The following is a 20,571-nucleotide window of genomic DNA, read 5'->3' on the forward strand; positions in this document are numbered from 1 at the left end:
GGCGCCAACCTGGCCCGACCGCCACCGGCCACAGGCCGCGGCGCCACGGCGCCGTCAGCGCAGCCTAGCAGCGCGCGTAGTGCAGCAGCCGCCCGCGGTACGGCAGCCCATCGGCCTCGGGCGTGCTCAGCGCGGTTTCGCGCAGCACATAGCCCTGGGCCTGCATGCGGCGGGTGAAGGCGGCGCGGTTGCCGCGGTTGGGGTCGACGATCAGGATCTCGGCCTCGGGCGATGCGTGGCGGGCGATGAAGCGCGCCAGGTGGCCGGGCTCGTCGCGCTCGTAGAGCACGTCGCTGCCGATGATCAGGTCGAAGCGGCCCTGCAGATCGCGCGAGCTGTGCGCCGCGCTCAGGGCCGTGGGGTCGGTCCAGCGGCCATGGCGGTAGTCCATGGGCCGCAGGCCGTTCAGGCGCGCGTTGCGCCTGAGAAAGTGCCCCGCCAGCGGATGGCTGTCGGACGCCGTGATGTCGGCGCCCTGGCGGTGGCACACCAGGCTGGCCAGGCCCAGGCCGCAGCCCACCTCGAGGATGCGCTCGTTGGCGCGCAGCGGGCGCGCGGCCATCTGCGCCGCCAGTTGCAGGCCCGAGGGCCACAGCAGGCCGAACAGCGGCCAGGTGGCCGCCGAGAAGCCCGCGGCCTCGGCCTCGCCGCGCGGGTCGTCGTACTGCAGCCGGTCGAACAGCGAGCGGATCAGCAGGCTGGCCGCACCGCGGATGACGATGCGCTCACGCTTGGTCTGGTAGCCCGCCATGAGCGCTGCCGCCGGGTGTGGGGTGCTGATCAGCGTGCGCGGCCGGTGATGTGGCCGCGCTGCCGATCAGTAGCGCGAACGCTCGCGGTAGCCGCCGTTGCCGCCACCGTTGCCGCTGCCGTAGCCGCCGCCACCGAAGCCGCCCGGACGCTCTTCACGCGGGCGGGCCAGGTTGACCACCAGCGCGCGGCCTTCGAACTGCTGGCCGGCCATGCCCTGGATGGCGCTTTGCGCCTGGCTGGGCGAGCCCATTTCCACGAAGCCGAAGCCCTTGGAGCGGCCGGTCTCGCGGTCCATCATGACCTTGGCCGATTGCACCTGGCCGAAGGCGCCGAAGTGCTGCTGCAGGTCGTCGTCGCGCATGCCGTAGGGAAGATTGCCGACGTAGAGCTTGCTGTTGTTGTCCATGGTGGACCTTTCAGGAAAAACCGCGTGATGTCGATCGGACGGCCGCGGTCACCGTGTCGTCGATGCCCCAGACGATGGGGCGGTGAAGGGGTGTGCGGCCTACTTGCGCCGCGTGGGCATGGCCGGCGCGCCGGGGCGGCGCGGCTCCAGGTGCCGGAAGGTGATCCGGCCCTTGCTCAGGTCGTACGGAGACAACTCCAGCGACACCTTGTCGCCGGCCAGGATGCGGATGTGGTGCTTGCGCATCTTGCCGCCCGTGTAAGCCACCAGGTTGTGGCCGTTCTCGAGGGTGATGCGAAAGCGCGAGTCGGGCAGCACCTCGTCCACGGTGCCGCGCATCTCGATGAGTTCTTCCTTGGCCATGGGGCGTCTCCGAAAAGGGGGGAAGGCGTGCCGGCGCGTCAGGCCGGCAGGCAGGGTTGGGCGAGGTAGTCCATGCCCTGGTTGAGCGCATAGCGCGCCGCAGCCTGGGCAGAACCGAACAAGGGGGTGAACCGGAAGATCCGGTCATGCGTGCCCTGGCCCTGGCCGCTGCGGATGGACAGCGATGCGGCATAGCGGCCGCAATCGGTCGCACGGGTCAAGGGAGAGAGCAGGAAGCGGCCCACGGAACGCGGGCGATGGAAGGATTCGATCAAGCAGTGAAAGCACAAAGGGCCCGCGGTGACCGCAGGCGCGTGCGGCCGGGCAGCCACGGCAAGAATGTGCCGGCTGCAGCCGCAAGAGGGGAGAGGTTCGCGATCCCGTCAACAGGGTGCCGCCTTGGGACACCGGGGATCGACCACCAGACGAAGCTTGCCTGGAGAGGGAGGAGCGCTGAAAGACAGATCAGGCTCACTCAACCGAGACGGCCGCGCTTGGGTGGCGGGCCAGCTGAGAAGACGCTGCGGAGGAAAGCGAGACTGCAGCGAACGGCGGATTGTAGCAGGCGCGGCGCTTGTCTGCTGGTTGGCACCAGGGACCGCACCGCTGTGCCGCCCACGGTTTGTGTTGGAATGTTCTGCATCACAGGCTTTGGGGAGAGCCGGATGGCTCAGGGATTCAGCGGCGGGCGCGGCGCGCCGGCGTCATCGGCGGGCTGCCGGCGGTTCAAGCTGAAGGCAGCCGTGCTGCTGCTGGCGCTGGCACCACTCGGCCAACCTGCCTGGGCCCAGCCCAAGAGCCCGACCCCCACCACGGCGCCCGCACCGGCCGCCTGGGTGGCCGCCAGCGATGTCCTCACCCGCGAGCTGCTGCAGGCGCAAGGCGAATTCGCCCCCGAGTTCGCCTCGCAGATGGGCCTGACGGCGTTTGACGGCCAGGCCCGCAACCTGAGCCCCGACTTCGACAACCGCCTGCTGGCCGCCAGTGATGCCCAGCTGGCCCGCCTGCGCCAGCGCCTGGCCACCGAGCCCGATGCCAATGTGCGGCAGGACGTGCAGATCCTGATCGACAGCGTGCAGGGCATGGTGGACAGCACCCGGCTGAACACCCGCCTGGCGCTGGACTGGGTGGACGGCCCGGCGATGATCTTTGAAGGCCTGCGCGGCCTGCTGGACGAGCAGTTGCCGCCCGAGCGTCATGCCAAGGCACTGGAGCGCCTGCAGCACTACCTGGGCCTGCACGGTGGCCGCACGCCGCTGCTGCAGCAGATCCGCCAGCGCTTTGAAGACTCTGCCAAGGTGAGCGGCCGCATCGGCCCGGTGAAGGCCGAGGTGGAACAGGCCAACGAACAGGCCGCCACCTACGTGCAAGGCATTCAAGACCTGTTCAAGCGCTACCCGCAGCCCGGCATGGCACCGGCCCTGGCCGCGCTGGCCGCCCAGGTGGCCGAGCACACCGCCTGGCAGCAGCGCGTGGTGCTGCCACTGGCGCGCGCTGACTTCCGCACCCCGCCCGAGCTGTATGCCGACCGGCTGCGCCAGGTGGGCATCGACATCGCGCCCACCGAGCTGATGCGCCTGGCCCAGGTGAGCTACCAGGAAACCCGCGCGGCCATGGTGGCGCTGGCGCCGCAGGTGGCCGCCGCCAAGGGCTGGCCTGCGGGGTTGGGCTACCAGGACGTGATCCGCCGCCTGAAGGCCGAGCCCCTGCCCGACGCCCAGCTGATGCCCCACTACGCCGCGGTGACGCAGCAGATGGAAGCCATCATCCGCCGCGAGCGCATCGCCACCCTGCCCGCGCGGCAACTGGCCATCCAGCTGGCCAGCGCTGCCGAATCGGCCGCCCAGCCCGCGCCCCACCTGCGCCCGCCACGCCTGGTGGGCAACACCGGCGAGCGCGGCATCTTCATGCTGCCGCTGCGCAACCCCAACGCGGGCCCCGGCGAGGCGTACGACGACTTCAACTTCCCCGCCGCCGCATGGACCATGGTGGCCCACGAAGGCCGCCCCGGCCACGAGCTGCAGTTCAGCGCCATGGTGGAGCGCGGCGTGAGCCTGGCGCGCAGCCTGTACGCCTTCAACAGCGTGAACGTGGAAGGCTGGGCCCTGTATGCCGAGGCCGAGGCCCTGCCCTACGAGCCGCTGGAAGGCCAGATGGTGGCCCTGCAGTTCCGCCTGCTGCGCGCCGCCCGCGCCCTGCTGGACCCGATGCTGAACCTGGGCCTGACCACCCCCGAAGAAGCCACCCGCCTGCTGCGCGACGAGGTGATGCTGTCACCCGCCATGACCCGCCAGGAAGTGGAGCGCTACACCTTCCGCAACCCCGGCCAGGCCGGAAGCTACCTGTATGGCTACCTGCGGCTGCTGCAACTGCGCGCCGAGGCCGAAGTGGCGCTGGGCGCGCGGTTTGATCGGCTGGCGTTCAATGATTTTGTGGTGGGGCAGGGGTTGTTGCCGCCGGGGTTGTTGGGGAGGGCGGTGAGGGAGGGATTTGTGGGGCGGGCGAAATGAGTGATCGGGCTTTGGGATGGGAATCGGGGGTCCGCTATCGGCCATGAGGAGTCGTTCGGGACCGGCAGCTTGCCGGCCGATCAACCTGAGCACGGGCGCGAAAATGCTTGGCTCCGCTCCGCCGCAGTTCGGGCAATGCTGCATGTCGATGCCGAGGACGCGCTTGAGCAGCCCCGCCTAGCTGATAAGGTGCGGCCGGGCCTGAACCGTTTCGGCTTCGCTCTCCTTTTGCTCCCAGCCGCGGTGGCTGCGTCGTGAATGTATGACGGCCACTCGAGTTATGGAACCCGGCTCCCAATGTGAAAGAAGCCCCGAGAGGCGTGGACCTCCTCGGGGCTTTGCTGACTGGTAGCGAGCAGGTGGAGCCTGCTTGTCAGTCTTCAGTGTCTAGCTTTGCTTGCGACGAGTCGCCCCAACAGCGGCCAGCGCACCGACGGCAAGAAGGAGCGAACTCGGTTCCGGCACGCCCTGCGCGCTCTGGAACGTCACCGACAGGTCATCCATCGAGTAGTAGCCCTGGACGCCAGACACGACGACAGAGTCCACGAGGCCGGCATATCCACTGTCAAGGAAGGTCGGGGCGTAGGGCAATGCTCCTGCATCCGGAAGCGTGGCGGACGTGGCAACCAGCGTTCCACCGAGTGAAAGCTCGAAGGTCACGCCCGAGTACCCCGAGAACCATGCACCACCGAAGTAGAACGGGGTCGCGCTCGTGATCGAGTTGTTCTTCGTCACGACGTAGTCGGCCGGGTTGGTCGGGTCGGCATAGTCGGTGAAGAGGTCGATGACGCCAGACGCCGGTGTGTACGTGTTGTCGTACCCGTAATACCACCCGGAGAACGTCAGGCCAGCGTAGGAGTTGGGCATGGCGTCATACCCGGTTGCGGCGGGAGGGGTCAGGTCCTCGAAGGTGAAGACCGCTGCGCCTGCGCCGGCCGGCGCGAAGCAGCACGAGAGCGCTGCCCAGAGAAGGCTCTTTTTAACTGACATTGGTAGCTCTTTCCGACTGCAAGAAGTTACTGGCAAACAGGCACCACCGTCAGGGCGCCAACATTGTTATAGAAGGCACTGAACGTGTCGTTCATCAGGAACTTGATCTTCTCTCCCGCGGCAAGTGGCCCCGTCCAAGAGTTACCGACATACACATACGACCCGCGGTAGTTGGCAATGAGGGCGTAGCTGTTGGAAGTCGGGAGCGGTGTAGCCGCATAGAAGTTGCCAGCCAAGCCAGTGGGCGCGTAGTAGTTGACCGTATTGTTAGCGCCCATCTCACCCCACTGTCCAGACGCAGTAAAGGTGCAGGTCTTTGGTGAACCCGCTGTGTTCACAAAATCGGCTCCTGCCTCACTAATTGCCGGAACAGTGAATGCCTGCACGGCGCTCGCGGTACTTGCTCCAGTTGAGATAACGCGGATCCAATCGAAGTCGCCAGGGGAATAGAAGCCGTCACAGCCGCCGGTTCCAATACCTAGGTAGTAGGTATTTCCGATCACACTTCGTGGAAGTGTCGAGACGAAGTGGTCAGTGAGGTTTGCGAGGCTGTCTCCTCGGTCGATAGTCACCGTACTGCCATCTATTGTTATTCTGTACTCCTTGTATGTACTTGCCGAACTACCAAAGACGTCATTCACATCATACGCAGTGCGAGTTCCGGACTGGACTGTAACTCCCCAACCACGATAGTTTGTGTCAACGACCGTGATGTAGGAGCCGTCGTCAACGTTGGTAAAACTCACCCAAGTAGCGCGCCCCAATGATTTGGGGCCTACGAATCGTGTCTCAACAACAATCTTTGACCCTGAGATGGTGACTTTATCTTTTGTGTCTGCGTATTGGCAATTGTCGAAATGTGCAACTCCATTGGCAACGGTAGGCAAGCCATATCCGGCATTTGGGATGGAGGCTCGACCGGTCCATTTGGTGGAGTCGAGGGAGGTGCCGGAGAAGTCATCAAAGAGCTTTTGTGTAGACGCTGCTTTTGGCAAGACATCATCTACGGCATCTCGAGTCATTTCAGATACGATCGTCGCCAATGACTTGCCAGTTCTCTTGTCGAAGATCGTCCGACTCAAATATGTGTCAACAAAGGAGTGATTGACAAAAGAATCAGCAGAAAATTCAATTGAACATAGCGGCGGAAAATAACAACCAACGGCGTTATACTCCAGAGGCGGCACGCCAAAAATCTTATTTCGGCCAAGTTGGAATATATATCCCAAAACGGCATTATCCTCGGAAAGCCGAATATAGCGCCCCCCGGGTAGAGAGGCTGCCACTGGCGCCACACCAACCACGCGAAAATTTCCTGCAAGTTTTTCCGGTGAGACCAAGCCCGCGTATTCTATATATGCGTACGCGGCTTCGGCTATTTGGTTGCCCTGCGAATGAGAAACTATCACAACCGAATTATCCTCACTCAGAATTTTTGCGATTTTTTGGGAAAGACCTTTTACGATTGGAGCAGTTCGCCTCTCTGCCAATCTTGATTGACGCGCGCCAGAAAAAAGATCGAAGTAGTATCTTCCCAACGCTGTTCGGTATGATATATCACCCACGACCGCCGAGGACACTATTTTCTTTGCGGTCGCGAGTGAGTCGCGCTCAACGCCGGCGTAATCGATTAACTCTCGCACGTCAGGAACAAAACCTTCGCTTGGATTGTGATAATAAGAAACTTCGATCTGATGGTTCTTGATTTTCGCGGATGCCCAGTCGTCATTTATGGTAAGCCAGAGAGCATTTGCTGACTCGGCCGCCGCACCTTCGTCATTTTTAATTCCATTCACGAAAATTACGGAAACTTTCGCGTTGCATGATATTGAAATCACAGCAAAGAGAAACAGAAGAATCCAACGCATATTCGACCTCCATCCCTCTCAGTCTTGTGTGCAGGGCGGAAACTCATCACTAAAATAGCCCGGAACCGATCCAAATACATTGTTATACGCATCAATTCGGACAGGCGTGTTTAGTATTTGCGATACCAGAGCACGCGCCGTGTCTGACTTGGCTCTTGTCGGGCTCGCAGCACCCCAGTACCGAAGGTTTGCACAATGCATATCCGCCAACATCCTTTGTACTTCGGCTTCAGATGGCTTGGTGGAACTGCCACCGCTGATCACCGCACGCTGGTACCCTGCCGCCACAAGATTCAATGATTTGAAGGATGCGCTGTCCTGAACGGCTGCCGCAATCCTCCTCTCCACATCATCCCGCACCCCATTCCCATTCACATCCACACCCGCGAGCGTCGCGTTGTTAACCGAAGGTGCAGGTTCCGGAGGAACAGTGATCCCATTGATCACTTCCATCTTGGGCGCTCGCCCCGTCCATCCCACAGGGACTGATGCGGCGCTGCTCGCCGAGACCGCCTGAGCGGTCTTCGTGCCGTCCGCGGATGAGGCCTGGCTGGCTCCATCTCCCGACCCACCACCGCAGGCAACAAGCACTGCCGCAGTCACAAGGAGAAGAGGAACAGCGACAGTTGAGCGCTGTCTCCAGGTGTAGGGCCCTCGTGGTGCTTGGTCTTGTCGCATATCGTGCGGAGCTCCCAAGAGAAGACGCACGGCCACACCATCTGTGTCCGACCCTCTCCCTTGTAAGGCTTTGTAGCGGGCTTCTTTACATTGGACAAGCGGGTTCGTCAGAAGTGATCGCCCATAACCCCCGAAATGAGGGTGCTCTTCCTGGCGCTTGGTTTGCTACTCGCTTCAGAGTACCGCAGATACTCCTTGCACCCTCTGCACCCTCTGCGCCCGACCGGCTGCTTCACGGTCGCGAGATCGAGACGACCGATGTCGGCGCAGGGTCGAAAGGAGCCGCGCCGTCACCCCCCGCCCTCCTCCCCCGCCGGCAACTCCCCCAACATCCCGATCAGCTCATCCAGCGTCGCATAGAACCGCTCGATGAACTCGCTACCGATGTGCGCCTCGATGCCGGCATACACGGCCTCGATCTGCGGTGCCATCGCATCGGCCAGCGCGCGGCTGGCGTCGGTCAGGCTCACCATCACGCGGCGGGCGTCGTGGGGCAGGCGTTCGCGGCTCACCAGGCCCATGGCCTCCATGCGCGCCAGCACGCCCGCCAGGCTGGGGCTGGAGATGCGGCACACGTGGCCGATCTGGCGCGGCTCCAGCGGGCCGCGTTCCAGCAGCGCGCGCACGATGCGCCATTGCTGCTCGGTCACGCCATGCGCGTTCAGGATGGGCCGGAAATGCGCAATCACGCTCTCGCGCGCATGCAGCAGCAGCAGCGGCAGGTTGCGGTGCTGGAACGTTGACATGCTCACATGTTAGCGAATAGAGTCGCTAACTTGTGAGTGATTTCTTCGGCCACCCCGTCGTGGCCGCGCGCCATGAACCTTGTTCCCCTGGTCAAGAGCGGGCCGCTGCCCGGCCTGCCGGTGCCGCCGTGGCAGTTGTCGGGCCGCGTCTATGGCGCCTTGCTGAACCATGCGCCCGAGTTGGCCGCGCTGGGCGATGCGGCGCAGCAGCCGCCCTACAAGGCGCCGCCGCGTGCGCCGGTGCTGCAGGTGAAGCCGCGCAACACGCTGGCCGGTGATGGCGCGCAGGTGCCGGTGCCGGCCGAGGCGGCCACGCTGGAGATCGGCGCCTCGCTGGCCATCGTGATCGGCCGCACGGCCTGCCGGGTGGCTGAAGGCGATGCCGCCAGCGTGATCGCCGGGCTCACCATCGCGGCCGACATCCGCGTGCCGCATGCCAGCCACTACCGCCCCGCGGTGCGCCAGCGCGCCCGCGATGGCTTCTGCCCGTTGGGCCCGCGCGTGGTGGCGCTGGCCGATGTGGGCGGCCTGGCCGGGGCCGATGCCCTGTCGGTCACCGTGGCCGTGCACGGCCAGCCGGTGCACCACAGCCACACGGGCGAGCGTGTGCGCGGCATCGCGCGGCTGATCGCCGACGTCACCGAGTTCATGACGCTGGAGGCCGGCGATGTGCTGATGCTGGGCGTGGCCGCCCAGGCGTCGCAGGCCCGCGTGGGCCAGGCCGTGGCCATCACCATCGATGGCATCGGCACGCTGCACCTCACCCTGGTGGCCGAAGCCGTGGAGGCCGCCGCATGAGCGCCCCGGCCCGAACCGCCCGCGTGGCCTATGCCGGCGCCACGCACACCGCGGTGCCGCACCCGCAAGGCCTGCAGCTGGCCGATGGCCGCGTGCTGGCGGAAGACCAGGTGCAGTGGCTGCCGCCCTTCGAGGTGGGCACCATCATCGCGCTGGGCCTGAACTACGCCGACCATGTGAAAGAGCTGAGCAAGGAGCTCACCCTCGGCTCGAACGACGGGGCCAAGGACGAACCGCTGGTGTTCCTGAAAGGCCCCGGCTCGCTGCTGGGCCACCGTGGCCACACGCGCCGCCCGGCCGATGCCACGTTCATGCACTACGAGTGCGAGCTGGCCGTGGTGATCGGCGCGCCGGCCAAGAACGTCAGCGCGGCCCAGGCCCTGCAGCATGTGGCCGGCTACTGCGTGTGCAACGACTACGCGGTGCGCGACTACCTGGAGAACTGGTACCGCCCCAACCTGCGCGTGAAGAACCGCGACGGCGGCACCGTGCTGGGCCCCTGGCTGGTGGCCGCCTGCGAGGTGCCTGATCCGCAGGCGCTGGCGCTGCGCACGCGCGTCAACGGCCAGGTCACGCAGCAGGGCAGCACCGCCAACATGGTGCACAGCGTGGCCGAGCTGATCGCCTACCTCAGCAGCTTCATGACCCTGCTGCCGGGCGACGTGATCCTGACCGGCACGCCCGAAGGCGTGGTGAACGTGAACGCGGGCGATGTGGTCGAGTGCGAGATCGACGGCATCGGCACGCTGGTGAACACGCTGGTGCCTGACGCAGAGTTCGGCCGCTGAACATTCCTGATAGAAGACGCTTCCTGGAGACCCCATGCGCATCCAGCACCTGATCGACGGCCAGGCCGTTGAAAGCAGCACCTACTTCGAGACCGTGAACCCCGCCACCCAAGCCGTGCTGGCCGAGGTGGCCGATGGCGGCGCGGCTGAAGTGAACGCCGCCGTGGCCGCCGCCAAGGCGGCCTTTCCGGCCTGGGCCGGCCGCCCCGCCACCGAGCGCGCCGCGCTGATGCGCAAGCTGGGCGAGCTGATCACGAAGCACGTGCCCGAGATCGCCCGCACCGAGACGCAGGACACCGGCCAGACCATCAGCCAGACCGGCAAGCAGCTGGTGCCGCGCGCGGCCGACAACTTCCACTACTTCGCCGAGATGTGCACGCGGGTGGATGGCCACACCTACCCCACGCCCACGCACCTGAACTACACGCTGTTTGCCCCGGTGGGCGTGTGCGCGCTGATCAGCCCCTGGAACGTGCCCTTCATGACCGCCACGTGGAAGGTGGCGCCCTGCCTGGCCTTTGGCAACACGGCGGTGCTGAAGATGAGCGAACTGTCGCCCCTGAGCGCCGCGCGCCTGGGCGAGCTGGCACTGGAAGCCGGCATCCCCAAGGGCGTGCTGAACATCGTGCACGGCACCGGCAAGGCCACGGGTGAGCCGCTGGTCAGCCACCCCGATGTGCGCGCCATCAGCTTCACCGGCTCCACCGCCACCGGCGACCGCATCGTGCGCAGCGCGGGGCTGAAGAAGTTCAGCATGGAGCTGGGCGGCAAGAGCCCGTTCGTGATCTTTGCCGACGCCGATCTGAGCCGCGCGCTCGACGCCGCCGTGTTCATGATCTTCAGCAACAACGGCGAACGCTGCACCGCGGGCAGCCGCATCCTGGTGCAACGCTCGATCTACCAAGACTTCGCGCAGAAGTTCGCCGAGCGCGCCAAGCGCATCAGCGTGGGCGATCCGCTGGCCGAGAGCACCATCATCGGCCCGATGATCAGCCAAGCCCACCTGGCCAAGGTGCGCAGCTACATCGAGCTGGGCCCCAAGGAAGGCGCCACGCTGCTGTGCGGCGGGCTCGACCGGCCGAGCTATGCCCCCGCGCTGCCCGCCGGCATGGAGAAGGGCAACTTCGTGTGGCCCACGGTGTTTGCCGACGTGGACAACCGCATGAAGATCGCGCAGGAAGAGATCTTCGGCCCGGTGGCCTGCCTGATCCCGTTCGACGACGAGGCCGATGCGATCCGCATCGCCAACGACATCGCCTACGGCCTGTCCAGCTATGTGTGGACCGAGAACATCGGCAAGGCCCACCGCGTGGCGGCGGCTGTGGAGGCCGGCATGTGCTTCGTCAACAGCCAGAACGTGCGTGACCTGCGCCAGCCCTTCGGCGGCACCAAGGCCAGCGGCACCGGGCGCGAGGGTGGCACCTGGAGCTACGAGGTGTTTCTGGAGCCGAAGAACGTGGCGGTGTCGCTGGGCAGTCACCACATCCCGCATTGGGGCGTTTGAGCATGCTGCGCCGCCGCCACCTACTGCAAGGCGCGGCCATCAGCGCCGCCCTGCCCCTCAGCGCCATGACCGCCCGCGCGGACGATTGGCCCAGCAAGCCCATCCGCCTGATCGTGCCCTTCCCGCCCGGTGGCACCACCGACGTGGTGACGCGCCTGGTGGCCACCGAGCTGAGCAAGACGCTGGGCCAGCCGGTGGTGGTGGACAACAAGCCCGGCGCCGGCACCGTGATCGGCGTGGATGCCGCCGCCAAGGCGCCGGCCGATGGCCACACGCTGGTGACGGTGGCCAACAGCTTCTGCGCCAACCAGACGCTGGTGAAGGCCCTGCCCTACGACGCCGCGCGTGATCTGCGCCCGGTGGGCCTGATGGGCCTGAGCGAGCACGTGCTGGCCACCCACCCCGGTAGCGGCCTGCGCACGCTGGCCGATCTGACCGCCGCCGCCAAAAAGGCGCCCGGCAAGCTGAGCTATGCGTCCTTCGGCAATGGCACCTCGGCGCACCTGTCGGGCGCCATGCTGGAGGCGCAACTGGGCGTGGACCTGATCCACGTGCCCTACAAGGGCCAGGCCCCGGCGCTGAACGATCTGCTGGGCGGCCAGGTGAGCGTGATGTTCGGCAACTGGCCCGAGTTCCGCAACCACGTCAAGGGCGGCAAGCTGGTGGCCATCGGCATGGCCACCGCCAGGCGCAGCGCCTTCGCGCCCGACATCCCCACGCTGGCCGAGCAGGGCCTGGCGCTGGAAAGCAACTCGTGGAACGGCATCCTCACCCGTGCCGGCACGCCCGATGCGGTGGTGGCCAAGCTGAACGCCGCGATCAACCAGGCGCTGGCCGCGCCCGCCGTGGTGCAGGCCTTCCGCGAGGGCGGCATCGTGTCGCTGGCCGGCAGCCCGGCGCAGTTTGCCAGCTTCATCCGCAGCGAGACCGACAAGTACGCCACGGTCATCCGTAAGGCCGGCATCACGGCCGACAGCTGACAGGAGATCCTCATGGGAAAGCTGGAAAACCTGAAGGAGGCTCGCCGTGGGTAAGCTCGCCTTGGCCGCCAAGATCACCCACGTGCCGTCGATGTACCTGAGCGAGCTGCCCGGCCCGCGCCACGGCACGCGGCAGGACGCCATCGACGGCCACCGCGAGATCAGCCGGCGCTGTCGCGAACTGGGTGTGGACACGCTGGTGGTGTTCGACACGCACTGGCTGGTCAACGCCAACTACCACATCAACTGCGCGCCGCACTTCAAGGGCACCTACACCAGCAACGAACTGCCGCACTTCATCGCCAACATGGCGTTTGAGTCGTCCGGCAATGCCGAGCTGGGCCGCGTGATGGCCCAGGTGGCCACCGACATGGGCGTGGAAACGCTGGCCCACCACGCCACCACGCTGGCGCCCGAGTACGGCACCCTGGTGCCGCTGCGCTACATGAACGCCGACCAGCACTTCAAGGTGGTGAGCGTGTCGGCTCTGTGCCAGGCGCACTACCTGAATGACTCGGCCCGCCTGGGCTGGGCGCTGCGCAAGGCAGTGGAAGAGCACTACAGCGGCACGGTGGCCTTTCTGGCCAGCGGATCGCTCAGCCACCGCTTTGCGCAGAACGGCCTGGCGCCCGAGTACGCGTTCAAGATCTGGAGCCCGTTCCTGGAGCAACTGGACCGCCGCGTGCTGGAGATGTGGGGCACGGCGCAGTGGGCTGACTTCTGCGCCATGCTGCCCGAGTACGCGGCCAAGGGCCATGGCGAGGGCTTCATGCATGACACGGCCATGCTGCTGGGCGCCCTCGGCTGGAGCGCCTACGACGCGCCGGTGGAAGTCGTCACGCCCTACTTCGGCGCCTCGGGCACCGGGCAGCTGAACGCCATCTTTCCGGTCACGCCGCAGGATGGCCGGGCCATCCCGAAGGCAGTGGCCTCGGCGGCCGACGGCTACACCAGCATCGCCACGCGGCTCTGAACCCCCACGCACCGCCATGCCCCACCTGGTCATCTACTACACGCCCAACCTCGAGGCCGACACCGACATGGCGGCGCTGTGCCGCACCATGGCCGACGCCATGCTCACGGTGAAAGACGAGGCCGGCAAGCCCGTCTTCCCCACCGGCGGCACGCGCGTGCTGGCCTACCCGGCCGCGCATTACGCGGTGGCCGATGGCTCGGGCGACTTCGCCTTCTGCTACTTCAACGTGCGCATGGGCCGGGGGCGCAGCGCCGCCACCCAGGCCGCCGCCGGGCAGACGCTCACCGAGGCCGCGCGCGGCCACTTCGCCCCCGTGCTGGCCCGCCGGCCCGTGGGCCTGACGCTGCAGATCGACGAAGGCCCCGAGGTCTTCGATGCCAAGTTCGGCAACCTGCACGACGTGTTCGCCAAGAAGGCCCCCTGAAAGCCCCACCGATGCTCGATCAAGCCACCATCACCGCCCTGGCCCGCCAACTGTACGAGGCGCGCAAGACCCGCACGCAGGTGCGCCACTTCAGCCAGCAGCACCCCGGCATGACCATCGACGATGGCTATGCCATCCAGCGCGAATGGGTGAAGCTGGAGATCGCCGATGGCCGCACCGTGAAGGGCCGCAAGATCGGCCTGACCTCGCGCGCCATGCAGCAGAGCAGCCAGATCGACGAGCCCGACTACGCACCGCTGATGGACGACATGTTCTTCGCGTCGGGCGGCGACATCCCGATCCACCGCTTCATCGCCCCGCGCGTGGAGGTGGAGCTGGCCTTCATCCTGGGCAAGCCGCTCGAAGGCCCGGGCGTCACGCTGTTCGATGTGCTGTCGGCCACCGAGTACGTGAGCCCGGCGGTGGAGATCATCGACGCGCGCATCGAGCAGTTCGACCGCGACACCAAGCAGATGCGCAAGGTGTTCGACACGATCAGCGACTTTGCGGCCAATGCCGGCATCGTGCTGGGCGGGCGCCCGGTGCGGCCGATGGATGTGGACCTGCGCTGGGTGGGCGCGCTGCTGCACAAGAACGGCGTGGTGGAAGAAACGGGCCTGGCCGCCGGCGTGCTGAACCACCCGGCCAATGGCGTGGCCTGGCTGGCCGACAAGATCGCCCCGCACGGCGAGCGCCTGAACGCCGGTGACGTGGTGCTGGCCGGCAGCTTCACGCGGCCGGTCAATGCCGTGGCCGGCGACAGCTTCCATGTCGACTACGGGCCGCTCGGCTCGATCTCGTTCCGCTTTGCGTGAGGAGCAAGCCATGACCGCGTTCGTCAAACCCGCCCGCTACAGCGATGGCGAATGGCAGGCCCGCGTTCAGCTGGCCGCCTGCTACCGCATGTTCGCCCGCCTCGGCTGGGCCGAGCTGATCTACAACCACTTGTCGCTGCGCGTGCCCGGCGAGGATGACGCCTTCCTGATCAACCCCTTCGGCCTGCACTACAGCGAGGTGACTGCCAGCAACCTGGTGAAGGTGGATGTGCGCGGCAACATCCTGGGCCACAGCGACTGGCCGATCAACCCGGCCGGCTTCACCTTCCACGGCGCCATCCACCAGCGCGTGCCGGATGCCCACTGCGTGATGCACGTGCACACCACGCCCACCATGGCCGTGTGCTGCCTGGAAGAGGGCCTCTCCTGGAGCAACTTCTACGCGGCGCAGCTGTGGGGCCAGGTGGCGTACCACGACTTCGAGGGCATCACCGTGCACCTGGATGAGGGCGAGCGCATCCTGGCCAGCGCCGGCGGCAAGAAGGTGCTGCTGCTGCGCAACCACGGCCCGGTGGTGATGGGCGCCACGCTGGCGCAGACCTTCAACCTGATGTGGCTGGTGCAGCGCGCCTGCGAGGTGCAGCTGGCCACGATGAGCATGGGCCGCGCACGGCCCATTCCGGTGCCGGTGATGGAAGGCTGCGTGCGCGACTCGCTGAACTTCAACCCGAAGTTCGGCGCGGGCGAGGACGTGTTCGCCGCGATGCAGCGGCTGATCGACCGCGACGATCCGGGCTACCGGGCCTGAACGCCCAGCCCAGCTCAGACCAGCTCGAACACGCTGACCAGCACCGCCACCGCCTGCGGACGCAGGCTGTGCAGCGTGCCCACGAACACGCGGCGGTTCAGCCAGGCCCAGGGCCCGGCCGGCGCCGTGACCTGCACGACCGAGCGCGCATAGCGCGGGTTCTCGGCCTCGTCGATCCGCACATGGTTGCGCACCGTGATCACGGTGCCGTCGTGCACCTGCAGCTCGTACAGCGCATCCAGTTCCTTGATGCCGTCGGCACGCAGCAGCTGGCGGTCGGCGCCGCCGGTCCGCACGTGGCCGTGCAGCTGGGGATGCGCCGGCCCGCCCCAGAACGCCCCGCCGGTGATCGGCACGATGAAGCGCTCGCCCGTCGGGCCGGTGCCCAGCGCCTCGCGCTCGGCCACGGTGACGGCGGCGCGCCAGGCCAGGCGGGTGCCCGGCGCCTCGGCCGGCAGGGTGTCGGCCAGCGCGCGCAGTGCGGCAGCGTCGGTGGGGCTCATGACAGGCGGGCCTCGATGGCGGCGCGGTGCCGCGCCAGGAAATCCAGCGCCAGCGCGTTGAACACCGCCGGCTGGTCGCGCGCCACGCCGTGGCCGGCGTCGGCCACGCGCTGCACCTCGGCCTGCGGCATGGCCGCAGCCACATTGGCAAAGGTGTGGGCGTGGATGGCCGGCGTGCGCTGGCCACTGACCAGCAGCACCGGCATCGGCAGCGCCGCCAGCGCCTGGGGCGGCAGCAGCGGGAACTCGTCGCTCGACAGGGCCAGCATGCGCATCGCCCGCACATTCTGCAGCCGGCGCTCGTAGGCCGGGCCCTGGTTCACCGGCGACGCGGCGCCGTTGATGCCACCGGTCATCAGCTGCGCGGCCAGCGCGTCCTCGCCGCGGCGGAAGGCGGCATTGGCCGGCTCGATGGTCTGGGCACGAAAGCGCGCCCGTTCGGCGCGGCCGGCCTCGGAGAAGTCGGCATAGCACAGCATGGCCGGCTCCACCGCCACCACCGCCGCCACGCGCTGCGGCTGCGCCACCGCCAGCGCCAGCGCGGTGAAGGCCCCGTAGGAACTGCCCACCAGGATGGCGCGCGGCGTGCCCATCGCATCCAGCAGCGCGGCCAGGTCGTCGGCCTCGATCAGCGCCGAGTGGTCGGGCGACGGCATGTCGTTGCGGTTGGGGTGGCTGTAGCGGCGGCTGTAGCTGGTGCATCGATAACGTGCCGTGAACGCGTCCCACTGCGGTGCCCAGGCGCGCCAGTCGCCCATGGCGCCGTGGATGAAGACCAGCGGCGCACCCGCACCGGCGGTGGCGTGGTGCAGTTGCACGCCGCCAGGCAGGTGCACGGCCTGCGGGTTCAGGCGCTCCAGCGTGGGAACGGGTTCCCCCGCGGCAGTCACGTCGGCAGTCACGGCTGCATTCACGGCCGCGCTCATTCCGGCTTGATGCCGGCGATCTTCACCAGCCGGGCCATGCGTTCGCGCTCCTCGGCCAGGAACGGTGCCACGGCCTCCGGCGCGGCCAGGCGCTCGGGCGGCTGCATGCCCAGTTCCTCCAGCTTGTTGCGCAGGGCGGGCTGCATGCGGGCCCGGGCCCAGGCGGCCTGCAAGGCCTCCACCGCCGGGCGGGGCGTGCCCTGCGGCACGAAGGCCATGATCCAGCCCAGGAACTCGAAGTTCTTCAGGCCGGCCTCGATCATCGTGGGCACCTCGGGCAGCGCCGCCAGGCGCTCGCGCGAGGTCACGGCCAGGATGCGCAGCTTGCCGGCCTTGGCATGCGGCAGGGCCACGTTGGGTGCGGTGAACATCACCTGGATCTGGCCGCCCAGCAGGTCGTTGACGGCCGGGCCGTCGCCCTTGTAGGGCACATGGGTCATCTTCACGCCCACGGTCTGGCCGAAGAACTCGCCCGCCAGGTGGCCCGACGACCCATTGCCGCCGGAGCCGTAGTTCAAGGCGCCGGGGTTGGCCCGGGCCTGGGCGATCAGATCGGCCGCGCTGCGCACCGGCAGCGCGGCATTCACCGCCAGCACGAAGGCGCCGGCCCCGATCACCGCCACCGGGGTCAGGTCCTTCACCGGGTCGTAGGCCAGCCGGGCCATCACGAAGGGCGCGTTCACCGTGGCGGCCGGGCCGCTGAGCAGCAGCGTGTGCGCGTCGGGCGCGGCCTTGGCCACCGCATCGGCGGCGAAGCTGCCGCTGGCGCCGGGCTTGTTCTCGACCACATGGGCCTGGCCGCCGCGCTGGGCCGACAAGGCATCGGCCATCAACCGCGCCAGGAAGTCGGACGGGCCACCGGGCGCCGCGCCCACCACCAGCTTCACCGGGCGGGTGCTGGCAGCGGCCGATGCGCCGCCGCCCTGGGCCAGTGCGTGGGTGGGCGCCAGGCCAGGCAGCGCCACCACCGCGCTGGCCAGCAGAGACGCGCCCAGGCGTCGTCGGGTCGGGTTCATGCGGAGTCTCCTTCGTTGTTTGCGCCGCATTCTGGAAGCCTGGGCGAGAAGTGACCAATCAAATATCGCCGCCAGCGATCAATGCCATTGATCGCTAACATGCCGCCATGCCCACCCCTGCCACCGTGCTGCTGCACCGCCTGCTGGCCCGCGCGCGGCTGCGCCATCTGCAGGTGCTGGTGGCGGTGGCCGAACTGGGCAGCCTGCGCCGCGCCGCGCAGGCCGTGGGCCTGACCCAGCCGGCGGTGACGCATGTGGTGGCCGATCTGGAAAGCCTGCTCGGCGCGCCACTGTTCGAGCGGCATGCCCGGGGCGTCACGCCCACGGCCATCGCGCTGGAGCTGCTGCCCGTGGCCCGGCGCGCACTGGCCGCCATCGCCGAGGGCAGCGAGGCCGTCGCCGCGCGGCTGGCGCAGGCCGATGGCGTGATCCGTCTGGCCAGCACCGTGTCGGGCCTGAGCGGCCTGCTCGACCGGCTGCTGCCGGCCTTCAGCGCGGCCGAGCCCGGCGTGCAGGTGCTGCTGGGCCAGGCCGAGGCCGACCAGTTCAACGGCCTGGTGGCCCGTGGCGAGGTGGACGCGGTGGCCTGCCGCCGGCCCGCCGTGCTGCCCAGCGGCTGGGTGTTCGAGCCCCTGCTGGACGACGAGATGGTGGTGGTGTGCGGCCCGGCGCATCCGCTGGCCCGGCGCAAGGCGGTGCGCGTGAACGCACTGGCCGACGAGACCTGGCTGGTGGCGCCGGCCGACAGCCTGGCGCGACGCGCGCTCGACGCGCTGGCGGCCGAGCGCGGCTGGCAGCCGCGGCTGTCACCGGTGGTGACCCGCGCATTGCCCATGACCTGGGCGCTGCTGCAGCAGCAGCGGGTGGTGGCCATGGTGCCGCTGGCCGTGGTGCGGCAGCTGTGCGATGCCAGGCAGCTGGTGGCGCTGCCGCTGGATCAGCGCTGGCCGATCGACGCGCTCGGCCTGCTGTTGCCGCCCGAGGGGCCGGGCGATGGCCGCAACCCGGCCGTGGCCCGGCTGCTGGCCTTTGCGGCGCGCCAGCGTGGGGCCGGCGCGCCGCGCGGGCTCACTTCCCGCAGCCCAGCGACTTGATGCGGTCGTCGGCCGCCTTGGCCTGCACCAGGCCGTAGCCGAAGCTGCTGTCACGGCCGGCGGCGCCCAGGTCCTTGGCGCTCAGGTTCAGCGAGGTGCGCAGTTGCGCGGCCGTGCAGTTGAGGTTGCGCGCCCACACCAGGGCAGCCACGGCCGAGACATGCGGCGTGGCCATCGAGGTGCCGTCGTAGTAGGCGTAGTCCCAGGCGGTCACGGCCAGCGTGGCGGCCTGGCCCAGTTGGGCCTTCAGTGCCGCTCCCTCGGTGTCTGACGCCGTGACCGACGGGATGCTGGTGGCCGTGGTGCCCAGCGTGCCGCCGAAGCCGCCCGCCGCGTTGTTGTAGACGATGGCGCCCACGCCGCCCGAGGCCTGGCAGTTGCTGACCTTGACCGCGAAGTCGTAGGTGCCGCGCTGGATCAGGCACACCTTGCCGGTCATGCTGCCGGCGGTGGCCGTGCCACCCAGGCCGAAATCGGCCAGCGGCGCGTTCACCGTGCCCAGCGGCGAGCCGTCCATGCCGCCCGGCGCATAGGCCGTGGCACCCACGCTCAGCGCGCTCTGCCGCCCGGCGCCCGCGGGCACGGTGGACAGCACGTTGACGCCGGGCCCGGCGATCTCCACGTCCTTGTTGCGCTGGGAGAAGGTGGCCAGCGTCATGTCTTCGGCCACGGCCGCCACCGACACCACCGAGGCATAGCCCGCCGGGTACGAGGTGCGCGTGTTGCCGTCATTGCCGGCCGCGGCGATCGACAGGATGTTGTAGGTGTTGAGCAGCTGGCTGAACTTGGTGTCCTCGGTGCGGCTGGAGACCGTGCCGCCCAGCGACATGCTGATCACGTTGGCGCCAGCCAGGCGGCACTTCTCGGCCGCGGCCACCAGCGTGGAGCTGTAGGCCCAGCCGGCGGCGTCGAACACCTTCACGATGTGCAGCTTCAGCGTGTTGTTCTCGCTGACGCCCACCACGCCGGTACCCGCGTTGTTCAGCGCGCTGATCGTGCCGGCCACGTGGGTGCCGTGGTGGTTCTCGTCGGTGTACCACCAGCCGGTGCCGCTGTCGTACTCGCCGGTGACGTTGGTGCCGGCCGACAGGTCGGCGTGGCCACGCGCGTAGCCCGAATCGATGATGCACAGCTTGCGGCTGCCGGCATTGGTGCCCGCCAGCAGGTCGGCCTGCACCGCCTTGATGCCCCAGGGCACCAGCTGGCCGCCGGCATAGGGCGCGCCGGTGCTGGGCGTGGTGCCGGCGTAGGGATAGCGCTTGACGTCCTCTTCCACGAACGCCACGTGCGGGTTGCCGGCCAGGCCGGCCATCGCGGCGGCGGGCATCTCCACCACCATGGCCTCCAGGCCCGGCACGTCGTGCTTGTGCAGCCCGCGCGCGGCCTGCACGGCCGCCTTGGCCGCTGCGGCCGAGCCGGTCTTGTAGGCCACGATCACGCGCCGAGTGTCGTCGGCCGCCCAGCTGCTGGCGGTGGCCAGCAGGCCCAGGGCCAGGCCGATGGCGGACAGGGTGAAACGAGGTTGGCGAAGCATGTGGCAGATCCCTCCAGAAGATTGGCACGGTGTCCAGCAAGAGCCGTGCGCGCCATCGGCCCGGGCCGGGCCCACGCGGCCGGCATCGGCTGGTCGTGGCCCGGGAGGCTATCAGTGGCAGCGCATCGCG

The 20,571-nt window shown here is 67.9% G+C and carries 22 protein-coding genes; 10 read left to right on the plus strand and 12 right to left on the minus strand.

The genetic code is table 11. The features are described from left to right. Nucleotides 1–64: 64 nt before the first annotated feature. The 4 genes from AACH10_RS12225 to AACH10_RS12240 form a co-directional block, all read right to left on the minus strand. On the minus strand, nucleotides 65–751 hold the full coding sequence (locus AACH10_RS12225) for a class I SAM-dependent methyltransferase (RefSeq protein WP_341410700.1): 687 nt from the start codon (nucleotides 749–751) through the stop codon (nucleotides 65–67). A gap of 66 nt (nucleotides 752–817) precedes the next feature. Beyond that, the gene (locus AACH10_RS12230; protein ID WP_341410701.1) at nucleotides 818–1,159 is read right to left on the minus strand and encodes an RNA recognition motif domain-containing protein; all 342 of its coding nucleotides are present in this window, start codon (nucleotides 1,157–1,159) and stop codon (nucleotides 818–820) included. A 99-nt stretch (nucleotides 1,160–1,258) separates the two neighbouring features. After that, complete coding sequence (gene infA / locus AACH10_RS12235) at nucleotides 1,259–1,522, minus strand: translation initiation factor IF-1 (protein ID WP_341410702.1); 264 nt, start codon at nucleotides 1,520–1,522, stop codon at nucleotides 1,259–1,261. Nucleotides 1,523–1,560: 38 nt separating this feature from the next. Then, complete coding sequence (locus AACH10_RS12240; protein WP_341410703.1) at nucleotides 1,561–1,797, minus strand: hypothetical protein; 237 nt, start codon at nucleotides 1,795–1,797, stop codon at nucleotides 1,561–1,563. A 390-nt stretch (nucleotides 1,798–2,187) separates the two neighbouring features. Here AACH10_RS12240 and AACH10_RS12245 point away from each other — a divergent pair, with 390 nt between their 5' ends. Continuing rightward, nucleotides 2,188–4,032, plus strand: a complete 1,845-nt coding sequence (locus AACH10_RS12245; RefSeq protein ID WP_341410704.1) for a DUF885 domain-containing protein — start codon at nucleotides 2,188–2,190, stop codon at nucleotides 4,030–4,032. 387 nt (nucleotides 4,033–4,419) lie between these two features. Here AACH10_RS12245 and AACH10_RS12250 read toward each other — a convergent pair whose 3' ends face one another. The 4 genes from AACH10_RS12250 to hpaR form a co-directional block, all read right to left on the minus strand. Next, nucleotides 4,420–5,022: a PEP-CTERM sorting domain-containing protein gene (locus AACH10_RS12250; RefSeq protein ID WP_341410705.1), complete on the minus strand. Its 603-nt coding sequence runs from the start codon at nucleotides 5,020–5,022 to the stop codon at nucleotides 4,420–4,422. Between the two features lie 26 nt (nucleotides 5,023–5,048). Beyond that, complete coding sequence (locus AACH10_RS12255; RefSeq protein WP_341410706.1) at nucleotides 5,049–6,890, minus strand: hypothetical protein; 1,842 nt, start codon at nucleotides 6,888–6,890, stop codon at nucleotides 5,049–5,051. Nucleotides 6,891–6,908: 18 nt separating this feature from the next. Continuing rightward, nucleotides 6,909–7,343 carry a hypothetical protein gene (locus AACH10_RS12260; protein ID WP_341410707.1) on the minus strand — a complete coding sequence of 145 codons (435 nt, stop codon included), beginning with the start codon at nucleotides 7,341–7,343 and terminating at the stop codon, nucleotides 6,909–6,911. 515 nt (nucleotides 7,344–7,858) lie between these two features. Then, nucleotides 7,859–8,314, minus strand: coding sequence for a homoprotocatechuate degradation operon regulator HpaR (gene hpaR, locus AACH10_RS12265; RefSeq protein WP_341410708.1), 456 nt, complete (start codon nucleotides 8,312–8,314; stop codon nucleotides 7,859–7,861). A 72-nt stretch (nucleotides 8,315–8,386) separates the two neighbouring features. Here hpaR and AACH10_RS12270 point away from each other — a divergent pair, with 72 nt between their 5' ends. Genes AACH10_RS12270 through AACH10_RS12305 form a run of 8 tightly spaced genes read left to right on the plus strand, consistent with a single transcriptional unit; the run spans nucleotide 8,387 to nucleotide 15,368 of the window. Continuing rightward, nucleotides 8,387–9,112, plus strand: a complete 726-nt coding sequence (locus AACH10_RS12270) for a fumarylacetoacetate hydrolase family protein (protein WP_341410709.1) — start codon at nucleotides 8,387–8,389, stop codon at nucleotides 9,110–9,112. After that, a complete protein-coding gene (locus tag AACH10_RS12275) occupies nucleotides 9,109–9,900 on the plus strand; it encodes a fumarylacetoacetate hydrolase family protein (protein WP_341410710.1) in 792 nt (263 codons plus the stop codon). Before AACH10_RS12270 ends, AACH10_RS12275 begins: the two co-directional genes overlap by 4 nt. Before the next feature lie 34 nt (nucleotides 9,901–9,934). After that, a complete protein-coding gene (gene hpaE / locus AACH10_RS12280) occupies nucleotides 9,935–11,404 on the plus strand; it encodes a 5-carboxymethyl-2-hydroxymuconate semialdehyde dehydrogenase (protein WP_341410711.1) in 1,470 nt (489 codons plus the stop codon). Between the two features lie 5 nt (nucleotides 11,405–11,409). After that, nucleotides 11,410–12,384 (plus strand): Bug family tripartite tricarboxylate transporter substrate binding protein, encoded by a 975-nt coding sequence (locus tag AACH10_RS12285; protein ID WP_341411164.1) that lies wholly within the window; start codon nucleotides 11,410–11,412, stop codon nucleotides 12,382–12,384. Nucleotides 12,385–12,430: 46 nt separating this feature from the next. Next, nucleotides 12,431–13,357: a 3,4-dihydroxyphenylacetate 2,3-dioxygenase gene (hpaD, locus tag AACH10_RS12290; RefSeq protein ID WP_341410712.1), complete on the plus strand. Its 927-nt coding sequence runs from the start codon at nucleotides 12,431–12,433 to the stop codon at nucleotides 13,355–13,357. Between the two features lie 16 nt (nucleotides 13,358–13,373). Then, entirely contained in the window at nucleotides 13,374–13,784 is a 411-nt protein-coding gene (locus AACH10_RS12295) for a 5-carboxymethyl-2-hydroxymuconate isomerase (protein WP_341410713.1), read from the plus strand. Nucleotides 13,785–13,795: 11 nt separating this feature from the next. Then, nucleotides 13,796–14,599, plus strand: a complete 804-nt coding sequence (gene hpaH, locus AACH10_RS12300) for a 2-oxo-hept-4-ene-1,7-dioate hydratase (RefSeq protein WP_341410714.1) — start codon at nucleotides 13,796–13,798, stop codon at nucleotides 14,597–14,599. A gap of 10 nt (nucleotides 14,600–14,609) precedes the next feature. Next, nucleotides 14,610–15,368: a class II aldolase/adducin family protein gene (locus AACH10_RS12305; RefSeq protein WP_341410715.1), complete on the plus strand. Its 759-nt coding sequence runs from the start codon at nucleotides 14,610–14,612 to the stop codon at nucleotides 15,366–15,368. A 14-nt stretch (nucleotides 15,369–15,382) separates the two neighbouring features. On the opposite strand, the gene AACH10_RS12310 is transcribed toward AACH10_RS12305, so the two are convergent. From AACH10_RS12310 to AACH10_RS12320, 3 genes are read right to left on the minus strand one after another with little or no spacing between them, the layout of a single operon-like run. Continuing rightward, the gene (locus AACH10_RS12310) at nucleotides 15,383–15,871 is read right to left on the minus strand and encodes a DUF3237 domain-containing protein (RefSeq protein WP_341410716.1); all 489 of its coding nucleotides are present in this window, start codon (nucleotides 15,869–15,871) and stop codon (nucleotides 15,383–15,385) included. Continuing rightward, complete coding sequence (locus AACH10_RS12315; protein WP_341410717.1) at nucleotides 15,868–16,785, minus strand: alpha/beta fold hydrolase; 918 nt, start codon at nucleotides 16,783–16,785, stop codon at nucleotides 15,868–15,870. The genes AACH10_RS12310 and AACH10_RS12315 overlap by 4 nt, the downstream gene beginning before the upstream one ends. Nucleotides 16,786–16,793: 8 nt before the next feature. Next, complete coding sequence (locus tag AACH10_RS12320; protein ID WP_341410718.1) at nucleotides 16,794–17,813, minus strand: Bug family tripartite tricarboxylate transporter substrate binding protein; 1,020 nt, start codon at nucleotides 17,811–17,813, stop codon at nucleotides 16,794–16,796. A gap of 107 nt (nucleotides 17,814–17,920) precedes the next feature. Between AACH10_RS12320 and AACH10_RS12325 the strand changes: the two genes are divergently transcribed. Next, the gene (locus AACH10_RS12325) at nucleotides 17,921–18,907 is read left to right on the plus strand and encodes a LysR family transcriptional regulator (RefSeq protein ID WP_341410719.1); all 987 of its coding nucleotides are present in this window, start codon (nucleotides 17,921–17,923) and stop codon (nucleotides 18,905–18,907) included. Here AACH10_RS12325 and AACH10_RS12330 read toward each other — a convergent pair. Beyond that, on the minus strand, nucleotides 18,882–20,441 hold the full coding sequence (locus AACH10_RS12330; RefSeq protein ID WP_341410720.1) for a S8 family serine peptidase: 1,560 nt from the start codon (nucleotides 20,439–20,441) through the stop codon (nucleotides 18,882–18,884). The two genes, AACH10_RS12325 and AACH10_RS12330, sit on opposite strands and share 26 nt — an antisense overlap. Nucleotides 20,442–20,571 lie beyond the last annotated feature (130 nt).

Source organism: Pseudaquabacterium inlustre, from assembly GCF_038066595.1.
GTDB lineage: Bacteria > Pseudomonadota > Gammaproteobacteria > Burkholderiales > Burkholderiaceae_C > Pseudaquabacterium > Pseudaquabacterium inlustre.

What these genes read in the sequence shown, in the direction of transcription:
- hpaH (WP_341410714.1), top strand. Translation starts at nt 13,796, where the DNA reads ATGCTCGATCAAGCCACCATCACCGCCCTGGCCCGCCAACTGTACGAG.
- AACH10_RS12260 (WP_341410707.1), bottom strand. Translation starts at nt 7,343, where the DNA reads ATGGAAGTGATCAATGGGATCACTGTTCCTCCGGAACCTGCACCTTCG.
- AACH10_RS12245 (WP_341410704.1), top strand. Translation starts at nt 2,188, where the DNA reads ATGGCTCAGGGATTCAGCGGCGGGCGCGGCGCGCCGGCGTCATCGGCG.
- AACH10_RS12330 (WP_341410720.1), bottom strand. Translation starts at nt 20,441, where the DNA reads ATGCTTCGCCAACCTCGTTTCACCCTGTCCGCCATCGGCCTGGCCCTG.
- AACH10_RS12320 (WP_341410718.1), bottom strand. Translation starts at nt 17,813, where the DNA reads ATGAACCCGACCCGACGACGCCTGGGCGCGTCTCTGCTGGCCAGCGCG.
- AACH10_RS12325 (WP_341410719.1), top strand. Translation starts at nt 17,921, where the DNA reads ATGCCCACCCCTGCCACCGTGCTGCTGCACCGCCTGCTGGCCCGCGCG.
- AACH10_RS12255 (WP_341410706.1), bottom strand. Translation starts at nt 6,890, where the DNA reads ATGCGTTGGATTCTTCTGTTTCTCTTTGCTGTGATTTCAATATCATGC.
- AACH10_RS12275 (WP_341410710.1), top strand. Translation starts at nt 9,109, where the DNA reads ATGAGCGCCCCGGCCCGAACCGCCCGCGTGGCCTATGCCGGCGCCACG.
- infA (WP_341410702.1), bottom strand. Translation starts at nt 1,522, where the DNA reads ATGGCCAAGGAAGAACTCATCGAGATGCGCGGCACCGTGGACGAGGTG.
- AACH10_RS12310 (WP_341410716.1), bottom strand. Translation starts at nt 15,871, where the DNA reads ATGAGCCCCACCGACGCTGCCGCACTGCGCGCGCTGGCCGACACCCTG.
- AACH10_RS12250 (WP_341410705.1), bottom strand. Translation starts at nt 5,022, where the DNA reads ATGTCAGTTAAAAAGAGCCTTCTCTGGGCAGCGCTCTCGTGCTGCTTC.
- AACH10_RS12295 (WP_341410713.1), top strand. Translation starts at nt 13,374, where the DNA reads ATGCCCCACCTGGTCATCTACTACACGCCCAACCTCGAGGCCGACACC.
- AACH10_RS12270 (WP_341410709.1), top strand. Translation starts at nt 8,387, where the DNA reads ATGAACCTTGTTCCCCTGGTCAAGAGCGGGCCGCTGCCCGGCCTGCCG.
- hpaE (WP_341410711.1), top strand. Translation starts at nt 9,935, where the DNA reads ATGCGCATCCAGCACCTGATCGACGGCCAGGCCGTTGAAAGCAGCACC.
- hpaR (WP_341410708.1), bottom strand. Translation starts at nt 8,314, where the DNA reads ATGTCAACGTTCCAGCACCGCAACCTGCCGCTGCTGCTGCTGCATGCG.
- AACH10_RS12225 (WP_341410700.1), bottom strand. Translation starts at nt 751, where the DNA reads ATGGCGGGCTACCAGACCAAGCGTGAGCGCATCGTCATCCGCGGTGCG.
- AACH10_RS12305 (WP_341410715.1), top strand. Translation starts at nt 14,610, where the DNA reads ATGACCGCGTTCGTCAAACCCGCCCGCTACAGCGATGGCGAATGGCAG.
- AACH10_RS12230 (WP_341410701.1), bottom strand. Translation starts at nt 1,159, where the DNA reads ATGGACAACAACAGCAAGCTCTACGTCGGCAATCTTCCCTACGGCATG.